Raw genomic sequence first — 15,826 nt, forward strand, 5'->3', positions numbered from 1 at the left:
GCGTGCGCGGGCGAGAACTTCCGCGCACCGTGTCCTGTTCCCCGGGGCGGCTCCGACCTACGGGTGAGAGCGTCCGCCCCGGGCGCCGGAACCGGAGGAGACCCGCGATGAAGTACATGCTGATGATGAACCTCAACCCGAGGACCAACGAGGCGCTCAACGAGGAGGGACAGGCCGCCGTGGGCGCCGCGCACGAGAAGCTGATGTCGGTCATCGAGGAGGCCGGCGAGCTGGTCGCGGCGGAGGCCCTCGCCGAGCCCGTCAAGACCACCGTCGTCAAGGTGCGCGACGGCAAAACGATCACCTCCGAGGGCCCGCTCGTCGAGTCCGAGGAGTACTTCTGCGGGTACTACATCGTCGACGTGGCCGACAAGGCCCGCGCGATCGAGCTGGCCGCCATGATCCCCGACGCGCAGTGGTCCGCCGTCGAGGTCCGGCCGTTCTTCGAGATGCCCGAAGCGGGCTGAGACCACGCCGCAGCCGCGCCGACGACGGACGACCGTCGCCGGCGCGGCGGCTTCCCGCGGGGACCCGCGCCGCGGCTCCGCCCCCCCGTACCAGCAAGAGGACAGCACCGACGGGTGCTGCTCGACGAAAGTAGAGGGTGACCACCATGGACTGCGTCCTGGATCCCGAGGCCGTGGCGTCCCTGCGGGCCGACATCACCGGCGAGGTGTACGTGCCGGGCGACGAAGGGTACGACGAACTCACCGACCTGATCGTGCACACGGGCCACCCGGCCGTGATCATCCAGGTCCGCGACAACGACGACGTCTCCCGCTGTCTCGCCTTCGCGATCGCCCACGACCTGGAGATCTCCACCCGCAGCGGCGGCCACAGCAACGCCGGGTACAGCACCAACGTCGACGGCATGGTCATCGACCTGGCGCACCTGAACACCATCGAGGTGGTGAACGAGGCCGAGCGGCTCGTCCGCCTCGGCCCCGGCGCGGAGTGGTCCCAGGTCGCGGCGGAGCTGGAGCCGCACGGCCTGGCCTTCACCTCCGGCGACACCACGAGCGTGGGCGTCGGCGGCCTGCTCGTCGGCGGTGGCGTCGGCTGGCTCGCCCGCAAGTACGGCCTGGCCCTCGACAGCCTCGTGGCCGCGGAGGTCGTGACCGCCGACGGCAGCATCCTGCCGGTCAGCGCCGACGAGAACCCGGACCTGTTCTGGGCGATCCGCGGCGGCGGCGGCAACTTCGGCGTGGTCACCTCCTTCACCGTGGTGGCACAGCCGGTCCCGCGCGTCTTCTTCGGCCAGATCTCCTTCGCCCCCGACGAGACCGCCGACGTCCTGCGCGCCTGGGCGGCGTACATGGACTCCGCCCCCGAGGAACTCACCGCCACCGCCATGTGCTGGCCGACGTTCGGCGAGGACGAGAAGCCGCCGCTGGCCCTCGTGGTCTGCTACGGCGGCGACGACGAGGCCGCCGCCGCCCGGGCCATCGACCCGATCCGCGCGCTCGGCACCGTCGTCGACGACCAGGTCCGCCTGATGCCCTACGGCGAGGCTCTCCAGCCCGCGGGCGACCTCCCCCCGGGCTGGCGCCCCCGCGTCCGCAACCGCTTCGCCCCGGCGCTGACGGCGGACATGACCGCGACGATCCTCGCCGAACAGGCCAACCTGGAGAACCTGTACGTCGAGATCCGGAGCATCGGCGGGGCCCTGAACCGGGTGCCGAACGACGCGACCGCGTTCGCCCACCGCTCCACCGAGGCCATGATCATGGGCGTGCTGCTCGGTTCCCCCGAGGGCAACGAGCCCCTGCTGCCCGCCTACGAGGCGTTCTGGACCGCCCTGGCCCCCTGGACGTCCGGCGCCTACAGCGGCTTCCTGAGCGACGTCCTGCCGGAGGACATCGAGGCGGTGTACCCGAAGCCGGTGTACCAGCGGCTCGCGGCGCTCAAGCACGAGTACGACCCCGGCAACATCTTCCACCTGAACGTCAACGTCGTGCCCGAGGAGGCCGGCCAGTACTGACGCCCACCGGACCGGCGGCGCCGTGCCTCGCGCACGGCGCCGCCGTCGTCCGTCCTCACACCGGCAGCACGCGCACCGGTACGCCGTTGAACACCGCGTTCCCCGAGACCGGGTCCACGACCAGCTCATCGGTCAGGGCGTTGGCGTTGACGCCCGCGTGGCGCCGCGCCACGGTCTGCCCGGTGTCCTCGTGCCCCCAGCCGTGCGGCAGGCTGACCACGCCCGGCATGACCGTCTCGGTGACCTCCACGGGCACTTCCAGCTCCCCGGCCGCCGACCGCACCCGCGCCCGCTCCCCGAGGCCGAAGCGGGCCACGTCCCGCGGATGGACGTGCAGCGTGCACCGGTTGCTCCCGCCGACCAGCGGGGCGACATTGTGCATCCAGCTGTTGTTGGAGCGCAGGTGCCGCCGTCCGATCAGCACCATCTCGGGCACCGGCCCCCGCAGGCGGCGCAGCAGCCGCGGCACGTCGGCGGCCAGCGTCGGCGGTGCCAGGTCGACCTTGCCCGAGGCCGTGCACAGGATCTCCGGCAGGCGCGGCAGGAGCGGACCGAGGTCCAGGCCGTGCGGGGCCTGCCGCATCGCTTCCAGCGACAGGCCGTAGGAGCCCAGCCTCAGCAACGCGTCGAGGATGCGCTCGGTCCCGTCCGCCCCGTCCAGGATCTCCCGCAGCCCGGGGGCAGCCGCGAGCAACTGCCCGAGCAGCATCTCCTCGCCCCCGGCGGGATCGCTGTCGGGGCCCTGGCCGGCCAGGACGAGCAGCAGCTTGGCCAGGATCGCGGCCTCGGAGTACTGGTCCTCGCGCAGCGGCAGCACAGGCGGTGAGAACCGCGCGTAGTTGCGGACCATGATGATCTGCACCAGGAAGTCGAAGTGCGGGCTCTGCAGGATGCGCGGCGGCGGCAGGATCACGTTCGCGTGCCGGGTCGTCTCGTTCAGGTAGGGGTCGACGCAGACCATGAAGTCCAGCCCCGACAGGGCGCGGGCCAGCCGCGGGGCACCCGGCGCCGACAGCGCGGGGTTGCCGCCCACCGTGAGCAGCGCCCTGATCTGCCCCTCCCCGGGCGTCTCCATCTCGTCGGCCATCGTGGCCACCGGGAACTCGCCGAGCACTTCGGGCAGACCGCGTACCCGGCTGCGCCAGGCGCCGGTGGCGAACGGCTGCCCGCTGCGGAAGATCTCCAGGCCCGCCGTCTTGGCGAACATGACCCCGCCCGGACGGTCCAGGTTCCCCGTCAGGACGTTGATGACGTCGACCAGCCACGACGCCGTCGCGCCGAACTCCGCGGTGCACGTGCCGATGCGCGCGTAGACGGAGGCGGACGGCGCCGCCGCGAGTTCCCGCGCCAGCCGTACGATCGTCGCGGCCGGCACCCCACAGGCCCGCTCCACCGTCTCCGGCGCGAAGTCGCGCGCCAGTGACCTCAGTTCGTCGAGCCCGGACACCTCGACGTCCACCGAGACCAGGTCCTCGGCGAACAGCGTGTGCACGATGCCGAAGAGCAGACCGGCGTCCGTCCCGGGGTGGATGAACAGGTGCTCGTCGGCGAGTTCCGCGGTGCGGGTGCGCCGCGGGTCCACGACGACGACCTTCCCGCCGCGCTCCTGCACGGCGCGCAGCCGGCCCTTGAAGTCGGGCGCCACGCACAGCGAGCCGTTGGACTCCACCGGATTCGCGCCGAGGATCAGCATGTAGTCGGTCCGGTCCAGGTCCGGGACCGCCACGGCCATCGGATCGCCGAACATGAGGCCGCTCGCCACGTGCTTGGGCATCTGGTCCACGGTGCTCGCCGAGTACACGTTGCGGCTGCCGAGCACCTGGGTCAATGGTTGCCGGTAGAGGAACCCGGCCATGGTGTGGAACGTCGGGTTCCCGAAGTACAACGCCACCGCATCGCGGCCGTGCGCCGCCATCGTCGCGTTGAGCCCACGGTGCACCTCATCGAACGCCTCCTCCCAACTGGCGGGCCGCAACTGTCCGTCGACGCGCACCAGGGGTTGGGTCAGCCGGTCCGGGTCCTCGTCGAGCCGTCCCAGCGCCGCCCCCTTGGGACACAGGAAGCCCTTGCTGAACGGGTCGTCCTTGTCGCCCTCGACCCGTACCACCGAGTCGTCGTCGTCCAGGGTCAGCCGCAGCCCGCAGGATGTCTCGCACAGGGGACATGTCCGCAGCGCAGTCTTCATGCTCGCTCCCGAGTTCGGGGGCGAGCCGAAGCCGGCAAGGGCCCGCCCAGGTCACCGTCGGCCGAGCCGTCCCGGTCTCCGGAGAGGACCGGCGGATCTCACCGACGTCGCGCGGTTCGCTCGGTTCGAGACGCTAGCAGCGGCCCCCGCCCGGCCCCTTCTCCCTGAATGCTCAACGCGGCGGAGCGGAAAGCGCGTTGGGCATTCCCGAAGATGTCGGCCACCGCCGGGCGGACGATCGTGGGGGGACACCTGTCGACGAGAGGACTCGCCATGGCTCCCCATGCCGGACCGGCCACCGCCGCCGAACCGCTGACCGCCTTCCTTGAGGCCGGCTCCGAAGCGCTGCCCGGGGAGTTCGGCCGCCTGGTCGCCGCCTTCTGGACGGACGGGGCGCTGAACGATCCGGCCGCGGCGCGCGAGGCAGTACCCCGGTTCCTCGCTTCCTGGGACGGCGCCGACGCCGCGCACCGCGGCTACCTGGCACTCGGCCTCGGCCTGTTCGCCGAGGCCGAGTACCCCGAGCTGGACGGCCCCGTCGCCCTCACCGTCCGCCAGGGCCTGGACCGCTTCCTCGACGAGGCGCGCGGCCACACCACCGTCTCTCCGCTCACGCTGGCGCTCGTGTACCTGCTCTCCCACTTCCCGGACGAGCGCGCCCGCGTCCTCCCGGCCTTCGCGCACGTGCCCCTGGACCCCGACGACCGGACCCGCCTGGACCGGGGGCTGACCAGGCTCGACCCCGACGACCCCGACCTCGGCCGCGCCTGGCCCTCGCCGCACGACTGGGACATCGACGCGCAGGAACGGGACTTCGACCGGGCCTGGACCATGACCCTGACGCCGGAGCAGATCACCGGGACCTGGGACGACGACACCCGCACCCTGTGGGCCACGGCCGGTGCCAAGGCCCTGTGGTCGCTGGCCCACGGCATGCCCACCCCGGTCACCGACGAGAACCCCTACTGGAGTGCCGGGCACCGCGCGGCGGGCCCCCGGCCCGGCACCGACTTCGCCGGGCACGCGTCCTCGCTCCGCTGCCCCTCCTGCCGGGGCGAGCTGGCCTTCGAGGAGAGGGGCGCCCGCTGCCGTAACTGCTCCACGTTCTACCCCGTCGCCCTCGGCGGCATCCTCGACCTCTCCCGCCGCGAACGCTCCGGCGCGGGCGTGAGCGACGCCGCCGAGGACGTCGAGGCGGACGTCCTGCAGAACGCCGCCGTCATGAGCACCATCGGCGAGCACTACGAGGCCGGGCTGCGCCCGGCCTTCCTGCGGGTCATGGGCCAGAACTGGGACGGTGCCGTCACCCCGGCGATCGAGGACGCCTACCTCCACGGCCGGCTGCGCAGGGCCGCCGCGCACTCCGAGGGCCCCGTCCTGGACCTCGCCGCCGGGGCCGGCCGCTGGACGTGGGTGGTCGCCGACGCCGTCGGAGCCGACCGCGTCATCGCCGCCGACCTCAACGACGCCATGCTCCACTGGCTGCGCGGGCGGCTGCCGCAGGTGAGCGCCGTGCGGGCCGACGCCCTCGAACTGCCCCTCGGCGACGCCAGTGTGACCGCCGTCAACTGCTGGAACGCCCTCCAGGCGATGCCGGACGCGGCCCAGGCGATAGCGGAGATCGGCCGGTGCCTGAAACCGGGCGGCGTCCTGACCCTGATGACCTTCCGCTGGGCCGACGACCAGGTGTACCGCTACTTCCAGCGCTCGCACATCTTCCCGGCCCGGCCCGAGGGGTACCTGCTGTTCGAGCCCCGGGAGATCCGCTCCTGGCTGGCCGCCGCCGGGCTGAGCGTCGTGGAGGAGTCCGGGCCGGGCACCTTCGTGCTCCTCACCGCGAAGCGGGAGGGCTGAGACATGGGAGGCGCAGACCCGGTCGTGGTCGACGTCCTGCTCGCCGACCACCCGTTCGAGGGATTCCTCGACCCGGTGCGACGGCGGGCCGAGGCGTTCGGCGCGGCGCATCCCGAGTACGAGATCCGCATCTCGACGTACCGCTACTGGACCCCGACCGGCCGCGAGGACTTCGTCCGCATCCTCGACGAGGGCCGCGTCCCGGCGCTCGTGGACGTCTTCTTCATCGAGACCCAGACCGCCCGCGACGCGGTGTCCGCGACCGGCGGGCCGCTGTTCACGCCGGTGGAGCGCGCGCTCGCGGGCCGCCGGGAGGTCCTCGGAGAAAAGGTGGTTGTCGACGACCTGATCGACGCCGCGCGCCGCTACTACAGCCAGGACGGCGAGCTGGTGTCCATGCCGTTCAGCGTCTCCGCGGGGCTGCTGTACGCGAACATGACGATGCTGCGGGCGGCAGGGATCACCGAGGTGCCGCGCACCTGGGAGGAACTGGAGGCCGCCTGCCGGGCCCTCGTGCGCGCGGACGGCGGTCCTCCGCACGGCGTCACGTGGGCCGTCGACGGCTGGTTCTTCCAGGACGCCGTCTGCCAGCAGGGCGGAGTGCTGGCCGAGCCCGCCAACGGCCGTACGGGCCGGGCCCGGACGACCGACCTGGCCTCCGGGGAGATGCTGGCCTGGGTCACGTGGTGGCAGCGGCTGCACGAGGAGGGCCTGTACCTGTACACCGGCGCGCCCCAGGACTGGGTGGGCACGTTCGAGGCGTTCACCGAGGGCCGGGTGGCGTTTCTCTGCAACTCCTCGGTGATGGCCCAGTCCGTGGTGTCGGCCGGGGCGAAGGCGGGCTTCGAGGTCCTCGCCCGCGGCCTGCCGCACCGCGACGCCGTGCCGCACGCCGGGCACGTCCTGGGAGGCGACTCCCTGTTCCTGGCCGCCGGTCTGTCGCCGGAGGTGGAGGACGGCGCGCTGGCCTTCCTGCAGTTCCTGCTCCAGCCGGAGAGCGCCGCCGCCTGGCACAAGGCGAGCGGCTTCATGCCCGCGACGCACGGCTCGCTCCGCCTGCTGGAGGCGGAGGGCTGGTTCGCCGAGCGGCCCCACCACCTGGAGGCGCCCCGGCAACTCGCCGACTCCGACGGCTCGCCCGCCGCGACCGGCGCGCTGCTCGGCGAGTTCTGGCACACGCACGCGGACCTGGTCCGGGCGATGGGGGACGTGCTGGAGCGGGGCGCCGACCCCGTGCGGCGGTTCGGCGAGGCGACCGTCGCGGCTCAGCGGCGGCTGGACGACTACAACGCGCGGACCGCCCGGCGGCAGGCGGAGCGCGGCCCGGGAGGCGGCTCCGGTACGGACTGAGCCGCGCGCACGAGGACGGGTCCGGTCCGCCCCGGGGCGGACCGGACACCACCGTGGGGGCGCGGGGCCTCCGGCTCAAGGCGCCTTGCCCACACGGACTCAGGCCGACGGGCGCGGGGGCGGGATCTCGGACGCGGGCGCGCGGTCGCCCGTCTCCGCGGGGTCGTAGCGCGCGACCCTGGTGAGCAGGAAGCAGCCCGCGGTGATCGCGACGAGAAGGACTCCGGCGACGACGCGCGTCGTGGCCGGGACGGGGACGATCACCACGGTGCTCACGAGGTCGACGGTGATCAGCGCGACGAGCACGTTGCGGATCGTGCTCCGGCTGAGCGCGGAGCAGATCAGGGCGCCCAGCGGGGCGCCGACGCAGACGACGGGGACGGCGGCCAGCCAGTAGTCCACGCGCGCGGCGGAGAAGTCGTCGATGACGAGCACATGGCTGAGGAAGGCGGCGAGGGAGACCACGGTCATGAGGATCACGGTGGTGGGAGTGGCGACCTTCTCCGATACGCGGAAGAGCATCACCAGCACGATGAAGGCCACCGTGTTCTCCCCGACGCCGACGAGGCCGCTGACCAGACCGCCCACGAAGCCCGCCACTACGAGGACCGCGGCCTCGCGCGCCCCGAAGACCGGTATCGCCGCGTTGCGGCGTTCCTTGCGGCGCAGCCGCATGACGACCATCGCGATGGCGAGGGCGGTGAGCAGCACGGTGAAGTAGACGCGGACCTCGGGCAGGGGCAGGTGCGGGGCGACGACCACGGCCCCGCACACGACACCGGCCACCCCGGCGGGCGAGGCCCACGCGATGATCCGGCGTTCGATGGGCACCCGCAGATAGAGGATGCTCAGCGTCGCCATGCTCATCCCCACGCTCTGGATCGCGTACGTGAAGACGCGGGCGTCGTCGGCCGCGATGTGCAGCACCTTCGTGAAGACGGGGAAGGCGACCGCCCCTCCGCCCTCGCTCGTGCCGCCGCCGACCAGTGAGCCGAACACCATGGTCACCGACACCTGCCAGTGCTCCCGCACGGCATGCAGCGCCCGCACCCCGCCGATCGTGAGCCACAGGACCCACACGGCCACGGCGAGCAGCGCGTTGAAGCGGAGCACCGAGCGAACGGGGCGGAGCGGCGTGACGGGCGGAACGGCCGATGACTTCTGCTGGACGGACACGGGAGCCTCCGGTGTGCCACGGCAGGACCACCCCAGCGGTCGGGAACCGCTGGAGCGGGCAGGGAGCCGCCCTCCCCGAGCCGAGGGCGCCCGTACAGTACCGAGTCCGGAGGGCTCGCGCTTCTTCGTCATTGCTCCGTGCGGCCCGTGGCGCTGTACCGCTGCTCCCGGAATGCTGCGACCTGGCCGCCTCAAAAACTGTTCCGGCGAAAACAGAATTTGCACCGGAGTCGCGCAGGTATTTGTTCTCGCGGCGGGCCGTAAATGCATCCTTCAACTCGCGCGGCCGTTTCGGCGTGCTAGTGTCCTTCTCAGTTGCAGTCGTGGTTCCCAATGCTTCAGGTATTTCGGCCGGTGTGCGCACCGCTGAAATGTCCCTGGTAATTCCGGTCTTTTCCGGTCGGGGCAATCATAGCGGCGACACGGAATTCGTACAGTGCGAATTCCGGTGCACTGCCCCGAAGGAGAATGACATGAGTTCAGGCACCGTGAAGTGGTTCAACGCGGAAAAGGGCTTCGGCTTCATCGAGCAGGACGGTGGCGGCCCCGACGTGTTCGCCCACTACTCGAACATTTCCGCCCAGGGCTTCCGCGAGCTGCTCGAGGGCCAGAAGGTGAACTTCGACATCGCGCAGGGCCAGAAGGGCCCGACGGCCGAGAACATCGTTCCGGCCTGACGCGACTGACACACACGCAGCTGGGGCCCGCATCCCTCGGGGTGCGGGCCCCAGCTGCGTGCGCGGCGTCGGCCCCGTCCTGGGCGACGCCGACGAGGCGGCATTCGCCGTACCCGAAGTGCCCGAAGAGGGGCGCGGAATCCCACCGCGCCCGCCCTCGGAGCTTCCGGTGGCGCCGCCCCTCGCGTGGCCGCTTCCCCTGCGAGCGCCTGCGCGGACCGTGACGCGACCTTCTCTTTCGCGTCCCATCCGGCCGATTCCTGTGATTCTCCGCGCCGCTCATCACCGCGGAACCTCACTCGACGCGCGCCGCGGCAAGGAAGGCTCCGCATGAATCGCACAGGCACCAGCAATCACTCTTCCCGCACTCGTGGCGGCAACCCGGGCACGGGGAGGAGCAGCCGCTTCGGCGACCCGCGCGCGAGCCGCCCCGGCAGCCCGTCCCGTTCCGGTGGCGGCGTGCGCTCCGCCCGGCCGCCGGCGGAGTTCGCCCTCCCCAGGACGGTCAGCCCCGCGCTTCCCGCGGTCGAGAGGTTCGCGGATCTCGACATGCCCAAGGCGCTCGAGGCCGCACTCGGCGCGCAAGGCGTGACGGTGCCGTTCCCGATCCAGGCCGCGACGCTCCCGAACTCCCTCGCGGGCCGCGATGTGCTCGGCCGGGGGCGCACCGGCTCGGGCAAGACGCTGGCCTTCGGCCTGGCCCTGCTGGCCCGTACCGCCGGGAAGCGCGCCGAGGCCGGGCAACCCCTCGCCCTGGTCCTCGTGCCGACCCGTGAGCTGGCCCAGCAGGTCACCGACGCGCTCACCCCCTACGCCCGCTCCGTGCGCCTGCGGCTCGCCACGGTCGTGGGCGGGATGCCCATCGGCAGGCAGGCGACCGCGCTGCGCCGGGGCGCCGAAGTCCTCGTCGCCACACCCGGTCGCCTCAAGGACCTGATCGACCGGGGCCACTGCCGCCTGGACCAGGTGGCCGTCACGGTCCTCGACGAAGCCGACCAGATGACCGACATGGGCTTCATGCCGCAGGTCACCGCCCTCCTCGACCAGGTGCGTCCCGGAGGGCAGCGCATGCTGTTCTCCGCCACCCTGGACCGCAACGTCGACCTGCTCGTGCGCCGCTACCTCAACGACCCCGTGGTGCACTCCGTCGACCCCTCGGCCGGGGCGGTCACGACGATGGAGCACCACGTGCTCCACGTCCACGGCGCCGACAAGCACGCGATCGCCACGGAGATCGCCGCGCGCGACGGCCGCGTGCTCCTCTTCCTCGACACGAAGCACGCCGTCGACCGCCTGACGGAGCATCTCCTGCGCAGCGGGGTGCGGGCCGCGGCCCTGCACGGCGGGAAGTCGCAGCCGCAGCGCACCCGCACGCTGGAACAGTTCAAAACCGGGCACGTCAGTGTGCTGGTGGCGACCAATGTCGCCGCGCGCGGAATCCACGTCGACGACCTCGACCTCGTCGTCAACGTCGACCCGCCGACCGACCACAAGGACTACCTCCACCGCGGTGGCCGTACGGCCCGCGCGGGCCGGTCCGGCAGGGTCGCCACCCTGGTCACCCCCAACCAGCGGCGGAGCATGGCCCGCTTGATGGCGGCGGTCGGAGTCGTCCCGCAGACCACCCAGGTCCGCGCCGGAGAAGAGGCACTGCACCGCATCACCGGCGCACAGGCCCCCTCCGGCGTCCCGGTCGTCATCACCGCACCGGCGAGCACCCGCCGCCCCCGGCGCGGAACCGCCGCACGCGGACGCCGCCGCCCCACCTCGACGCCCGGACCGGCACCCGCGTCCGGCCTGGCGGCCTAGGACATCCGGCCCCGACGGCCTAGGACATCCGGCCCCGAGGACTCCGGCCCGACGGCCGAGGACTCGGCAAGCCGACCCGACACCGCAGGAGACACCTTTCGAGACCGGTCCAGTCGCAGCCGCGCCCCGCCCTCGTCGCAACCGTCAGGGCGTCGGACGACCACGGCCGCGGCCGGGCCGCAGGTCTGGGACGCCATGACGGTCGAGGTCGCGCTCTCCCTCATGACCGCCGCCCGCACGCGCCACCTGGTCATCTGCGACGAGGACGGGCGGCGCACCGGACAGGTCACCCTCGCCCGCCTCACCCACGTCTCCGGCAGCCCCGGCTCCACGGACCGGACGCGCCTGCGCGACGTCCACGACGACGCGGCCGCCGAAGCCGGCCCCCCGGCGCGCCATCAGCCGCGCGAAGCCCGGCCTCCCGCCGCCCGGCTCCCCGCTCCCCGCCTTCCCGCCGCCGACGAGGACGGTGTACGGGGCGCGCTCGCCGCCTCCCGCTGAACAACGCCCCCGTTCCGCACGTTCGTCCGCTCCCCCTCGTGAGGCATCATGCGCTGCGTCATCGCCCGCTTCCCGTTCGACCTGACCAGAGACGGCGTGCTGGAATCGATGAGGGGCGTCAAGCCCGAGCCGGTCACCGACAACCTCGTCATCGTCGGACGCCGCCGCTACCCCGCCAAACAGGTCGGACAGGTCATCACCGGCCAGGACCACCGCGACTTCAGCACCGCCGAGATCCTGCGCGCCATGACCCGCCTCGGCTTCACCTGCCGGACGCCCCCCACGGGCGGACCGGCTCCCGCGACCCCCCTCGGCCGGAAGGCACCCGCGACGCCCGGCACGTGACACGTCGCCCTCGACCACGGCCAGGGGTGAGCGGAAACCGAACAGAGCCGCTACGCGGCGGGAGACCGGCCGCCTGCCGCCGCCGTCCGCCCCGGTGAGCGGCGAAGCCGCCGTCATGTGGCCGGGCGCCGGACCGCCGCGGTTGACGGCGGCTCGCGCGTCAGCGGTGAAGCGGGGGCTTTCCGTTCCCGGCCACGTTCCCGCAGCCGTGACGCCGCCTCACGCATTGCCGTGGGAAGCCGCGCCTCGCGAATCGCCGTGGGAGACCGGGCGTCACGCATTGCCGTGGGGAGCCGCGCGGCACGCCTTGCCGTGCGGGATCGCGCTCCAGGAATCGCCGGGGGAGACGGGCTCGCGCCTTCGGGTGCTCCGTCCCCTTCGGCGGCGGGGTGCGGATCAGGCGGAGGACTCGTCACGGCGGCGGAGTTCCTCGTTGATGCGCTGCGCCTCCGCCAGTTGGTCCTCAAGGATGATGATGCGGCAGGCGGCCTCGACGGGCGTACCGGAGTCGACGAGTTCGCGCGCCCGGCCGGCGATGCGCAACTGGTAGCGGGAGTAGCGGCGGTGTCCGCCTTCGGACCGTAGCGGGGTGATCAGCCGGTGCTCACCCAGCATGCGCAGGAAGGCCGGTGTGGCGCCGAGCATCTCGGCGGCCCGGCCCATGGTGTAGGCGGGATAGTCGTCGTCGTCGAACTTGTCGGCGAGGCGGGTACTGCGAGGGGGCATAGACCTCTTCTTCCGGGAACGCGTCGAGGGGTCCGGGCGCCTGTCGGCGCCCGGACCCCGAGCTTTCAACACCATCTGCCGGCTGACTGCGCCGACCTTCTTGTTCCGCCGGCCCATCCGCCAGGACGGGTCTGCGGGGATCGCGGTTGCGTGACCGGGGACCACCTTCCAATCCGGGGTCTGCGGTACCCGGGCGGACAGGGTCCTGGCCCCGGGCGATCCTGATGGCGTTCCGCTCCTTACCTCTTCGGTCGATCTGTACTGACTGGTGAACACGGTACTGCGGTGCGACCCCTGGGGTCGCCCGGCCCGGCGGCCAGCGAGGGAACCCTCCACTCACGGCTCCAACGCTCCGCCGCCGTTCCGCTCCTGCTTCGACTGCTCGCACGGCAGTTCGCCTCTGCCGCGCCTTGCTGACTTCCGGCTACGGGAAGAACCTAACCCGCGACAGCCCCAATGTCTACTCTCGCCAATGCAGATTTCCTCCGTCTGGCCCGACTGGTTCTGGACCTCCCGCACGTTGCCGGTTCGTCCGGGCGGAGTGAAGTCCCGCGCCGACCCGGTCGGCACCGAGTCGCGACCTGCGGAAGACCCGCCGGGACTCCAGCCGTGCCCACGCCGCGTTCGGCGGGAGCCCGAGCACGGCCGAGGGTCCGCCGGACCGGTGTGGAGCCCCCCTTGGGACGGGCGTCTCATACCCCGTAGGGCCCCAGGGGCCGGGCCCTTGGCGAACGCGGCCAAACGAGCCCGCCCGCCGTCGGCGGAACGGGTGGGAGCGTGACACGATGCCGGTATGAACCGACTGGCCCACGAACAGTCGCCGTACCTCCTCCAGCACGCCTCCAACCCAGTGGACTGGTGGCCATGGAGCCAGGAAGCCAAGGAAGAAGCCGAACGCCGGGACACCCCCATCCTCCTGTCAGTCGGCTACGCCTCCTGCCACTGGTGGCAGTGATCAGAACCTTATGCATGGGTCCGCAGACATCTCCAATATCGCGGGCGCCGGACTTAGTCGCCGCGTGGTCGCCATGCTTGGGCCTGACGGGTGGAGACGGTGACTGCCCACATGCGCATCAGGATGCTTATGACCAGGACGACTCCCGCCACTGACCAGAGCAGTTCGCGGGTGATGTGGTACCCCCCTTGGGCGTTGATAGGGCGGCCAGGGCCGCCGCGACGGGGCTGCCGACCAGACCGGCGGGTGCGAGGGGGCCAGGGCGGCCCACGCGGCGAAGAGTGCTGTGGGGTGTCCAACGGACCAGTTCCCGCAGTCTCAGATCCTCCGGCACGCCGTCCGTCCGCGCGTCGTGCGGAGGGCATGGGCCCCGCCACCAGCATCGTGACCCACTCGACCAGCGCATTAGGCAGGTCGAGTGCGACAGGATAGGGAACCAACAGGGCTGCAGTGCTGCTGAGTTGAGACGTCGAACACCTCCTCAACGGCACGGGGGCCCTGTCGTTGCCCACCCCGACCTCACACCGGCCCGTCACCTGATCAGTGGCCACACTGAAAATGCTCACTTCTTCGGCCGTGGCTTTGGGGAGCGGTTCCTCCACGGCCCGGACCCGTCGGGCGGCCGTCATCGCTCGCGCTCCTCAGAGAGCCTGGTGCAGGGCAAGGCGGAGTTCAAGCCCACTCGGGGCAGTGGTTCGAGCAAGTGCGGATTCCCGTCCGCTCGGCTCCGGCCCCAGGGCGCTTACCACTCGCGCCTCAGCGACGTTCCCGGCAGTGGTACCAAGCCATTCGCCTCTCAGGGCCTCGCGGATCATCCGGCCGGAGGGACGTCGGGGAGGCGCGCGCTTTTGTCCCTCCTTCGGAGTAGTGGTCGGCCGAAGCTCCTGTCCACTCTGGCCACCTGTACGTCGAAGCCCCCGTGGTACGGAGCAGGACATCGTTCCCGGCGGCGTTGAGGTCGCCAAAGTTGATCGCGATCGGGCGACGCGTTGAACAGCCGCCCTGACCCGGTGGCTGGACCCGCACATAGGGCCCTCGGTGTCGGTGGGCGTCAGTAGCCTGCTGCTATGAAGCCGGACGACTTCTTCAAGGTGGAGCAAGATCCCGGGTGGTCGATGAACGGAGACCCGTGGTCGTCGTGGGGGCCGCGCTTGGATGCTGGGTTGATCACTGAACTCAGGACCAAGGCGCCGGAGGGGATATCCGACCTCGACGCGGCCCAGGGCCTCACGCGCCTTGCACACGCAGAACTTGAGGAGTACGGCACAGGTGGTGGGTGCCGGCTTCAAGAGGATGAGATTGCCGAATGCCTTCGGACCCTCAAGGCTTTGCTCCGTCGGCTCGGTATTGCCTTCAACCCGCCCTTTCGGGACTTTCGGAGCTTCCACGGCTACTGGAGCCGCAATGACATGGGCGGAAGCTGGGCCGCGCGGCGCGGGTACCTGAACGAGCTGTTTGCCCCGGTATGGGTGCAGCTTGATGAGTTTGAGGCCAGCTGCACTGGAGACAGCGGGCTGCGGGGTATCGACGGCGGACTCAAGAACATCATCTTCGCTTCCACCGGCCTCAAGCCGGAGATCGTAATCGACCAGGTCGTGGACGGTGCGATCGAGATCGTCGAGCACGCGGACACCTGCCTCGTCTACAACCGCCCGCTGACCGACGCCGGTCTCACCTGGGGCGAACTCATCGACTGGTGGCGTGCACAGAACGACATGGAGGGCGCCGACGACAGCTCTGTGGCCCGATCGCTCTACGAACGGCTGAAGGCATCACTCGCCTCAGAGGCCGAGCGCTTCCTCTTCCACGCCTTTGCCAGCCGCTACGCCGAACCCGACGCCATGTCGCAGCCCGCGCTCCTGCCCCAGGTCTACCTCCACTTCGACCCGCTCACCGAGCGGCAGCGGCGGCTCCTGAAGAAGCCTCGCCGACTCGCGCGAGAACGCATGGACTTCCTGCTCTTGCTGCCCGCTGGCGTGCGGGTCGTGATCGAGGTCGACGGCAAGCAGCACTACGCGCGGGAGGTTCCCCCTGGATCAGGCAAGTGGGAGGCGGCGGCAGACCTCTACTCCGAGATGGCCGCGGAAGACCGTGCACTCCGGCTCAAGGGCTACGAGGTCTTCCGCTTCGGCGGGAAGGAGATACTCGACGCTCGCGACGACCTCTCGTTTATCCGCAGGTTCTTCTCGGATCTTGAGCAGCTCTACTGGAGTCGTCCCAGCACGTGAGCAGGCCGTAGGCACGCCCCGCTGCCGGACCGAGCGGGG

The 15,826-nt window shown here is 71.5% G+C and carries 12 protein-coding genes and 1 pseudogene; 10 read left to right on the top strand and 3 right to left on the bottom strand.

Annotated features, from left to right (window positions below; all coding sequences use genetic code 11):
* Positions 1-107 precede the first annotated feature (107 nt).
* Entirely contained in the window at positions 108-467 is a 360-nt protein-coding gene (locus STTU_RS20905) for a YciI family protein (protein WP_007826488.1), read from the top strand.
* A 146-nt stretch (positions 468-613) separates the two neighbouring features.
* On the top strand, positions 614-1,981 hold the full coding sequence (locus STTU_RS20910) for an FAD-binding oxidoreductase (protein WP_234019281.1): 1,368 nt from the start codon (positions 614-616) through the stop codon (positions 1,979-1,981).
* Between the two features lie 55 nt (positions 1,982-2,036).
* On the opposite strand, the gene STTU_RS20915 is transcribed toward STTU_RS20910, so the two are convergent.
* Positions 2,037-4,166 carry a molybdopterin oxidoreductase family protein gene (locus STTU_RS20915; protein WP_007826490.1) on the bottom strand — a complete coding sequence of 710 codons (2,130 nt, stop codon included), beginning with the start codon at positions 4,164-4,166 and terminating at the stop codon, positions 2,037-2,039.
* A 273-nt stretch (positions 4,167-4,439) separates the two neighbouring features.
* On the opposite strand from STTU_RS20915, the gene STTU_RS20920 reads away from it, so the two are divergent.
* Complete coding sequence (locus STTU_RS20920) at positions 4,440-6,020, top strand: class I SAM-dependent methyltransferase (protein WP_007826492.1); 1,581 nt, start codon at positions 4,440-4,442, stop codon at positions 6,018-6,020.
* Between the two features lie 3 nt (positions 6,021-6,023).
* A complete protein-coding gene (locus STTU_RS20925; protein ID WP_007826494.1) occupies positions 6,024-7,370 on the top strand; it encodes an extracellular solute-binding protein in 1,347 nt (448 codons plus the stop codon).
* A 99-nt stretch (positions 7,371-7,469) separates the two neighbouring features.
* Here the strand turns inward: STTU_RS20925 and STTU_RS20930 are convergent, their stop codons facing one another.
* On the bottom strand, positions 7,470-8,546 hold the full coding sequence (locus STTU_RS20930) for a sulfite exporter TauE/SafE family protein (protein ID WP_007826496.1): 1,077 nt from the start codon (positions 8,544-8,546) through the stop codon (positions 7,470-7,472).
* A 473-nt stretch (positions 8,547-9,019) separates the two neighbouring features.
* Between STTU_RS20930 and STTU_RS20935 the strand changes: the two genes are divergently transcribed.
* The 4 genes from STTU_RS20935 to STTU_RS20950 all read left to right on the top strand — a co-directional run bounded on the left by STTU_RS20935 (position 9,020) and on the right by STTU_RS20950 (position 11,878).
* Entirely contained in the window at positions 9,020-9,223 is a 204-nt protein-coding gene (locus STTU_RS20935; protein WP_009065801.1) for a cold-shock protein, read from the top strand.
* A gap of 330 nt (positions 9,224-9,553) precedes the next feature.
* Entirely contained in the window at positions 9,554-11,032 is a 1,479-nt protein-coding gene (locus STTU_RS20940) for a DEAD/DEAH box helicase (protein ID WP_007826500.1), read from the top strand.
* A gap of 195 nt (positions 11,033-11,227) precedes the next feature.
* Positions 11,228-11,533, top strand: coding sequence for a CBS domain-containing protein (locus STTU_RS20945; RefSeq protein ID WP_043255858.1), 306 nt, complete (start codon positions 11,228-11,230; stop codon positions 11,531-11,533).
* A gap of 48 nt (positions 11,534-11,581) precedes the next feature.
* Complete coding sequence (locus STTU_RS20950) at positions 11,582-11,878, top strand: SCO5918 family protein (RefSeq protein ID WP_043255859.1); 297 nt, start codon at positions 11,582-11,584, stop codon at positions 11,876-11,878.
* A gap of 396 nt (positions 11,879-12,274) precedes the next feature.
* Here the strand turns inward: STTU_RS20950 and STTU_RS20955 are convergent, their stop codons facing one another.
* Complete coding sequence (locus tag STTU_RS20955; RefSeq protein ID WP_007826505.1) at positions 12,275-12,604, bottom strand: MerR family transcriptional regulator; 330 nt, start codon at positions 12,602-12,604, stop codon at positions 12,275-12,277.
* Positions 12,605-13,397: 793 nt separating this feature from the next.
* On the opposite strand from STTU_RS20955, the pseudogene STTU_RS33325 reads away from it, so the two are divergent.
* Positions 13,398-13,550, top strand: a pseudogene (locus STTU_RS33325) (DUF255 domain-containing protein); the annotation flags it as partial.
* A gap of 1,076 nt (positions 13,551-14,626) precedes the next feature.
* Positions 14,627-15,787: a hypothetical protein gene (locus tag STTU_RS20960; protein ID WP_007826515.1), complete on the top strand. Its 1,161-nt coding sequence runs from the start codon at positions 14,627-14,629 to the stop codon at positions 15,785-15,787.
* Positions 15,788-15,826: the final 39 nt, after the last annotated feature.

The organism is Streptomyces sp. Tu6071 (assembly GCF_000213055.1).
Lineage (GTDB): Bacteria > Actinomycetota > Actinomycetes > Streptomycetales > Streptomycetaceae > Streptomyces > Streptomyces evansiae.

Coding starts and splice junctions, on each gene's coding strand:
- STTU_RS20940 (WP_007826500.1), top strand. CDS start 9,554: ATGAATCGCACAGGCACCAGCAATCACTCTTCCCGCACTCGTGGCGGC.
- STTU_RS20950 (WP_043255859.1), top strand. CDS start 11,582: ATGCGCTGCGTCATCGCCCGCTTCCCGTTCGACCTGACCAGAGACGGC.
- STTU_RS20960 (WP_007826515.1), top strand. CDS start 14,627: ATGAAGCCGGACGACTTCTTCAAGGTGGAGCAAGATCCCGGGTGGTCG.
- STTU_RS20955 (WP_007826505.1), bottom strand. CDS start 12,604: ATGCCCCCTCGCAGTACCCGCCTCGCCGACAAGTTCGACGACGACGAC.
- STTU_RS20945 (WP_043255858.1), top strand. CDS start 11,228: ATGACGGTCGAGGTCGCGCTCTCCCTCATGACCGCCGCCCGCACGCGC.
- STTU_RS20920 (WP_007826492.1), top strand. CDS start 4,440: ATGGCTCCCCATGCCGGACCGGCCACCGCCGCCGAACCGCTGACCGCC.
- STTU_RS20915 (WP_007826490.1), bottom strand. CDS start 4,166: ATGAAGACTGCGCTGCGGACATGTCCCCTGTGCGAGACATCCTGCGGG.
- STTU_RS20905 (WP_007826488.1), top strand. CDS start 108: ATGAAGTACATGCTGATGATGAACCTCAACCCGAGGACCAACGAGGCG.
- STTU_RS20925 (WP_007826494.1), top strand. CDS start 6,024: ATGGGAGGCGCAGACCCGGTCGTGGTCGACGTCCTGCTCGCCGACCAC.
- STTU_RS20910 (WP_234019281.1), top strand. CDS start 614: ATGGACTGCGTCCTGGATCCCGAGGCCGTGGCGTCCCTGCGGGCCGAC.
- STTU_RS20935 (WP_009065801.1), top strand. CDS start 9,020: ATGAGTTCAGGCACCGTGAAGTGGTTCAACGCGGAAAAGGGCTTCGGC.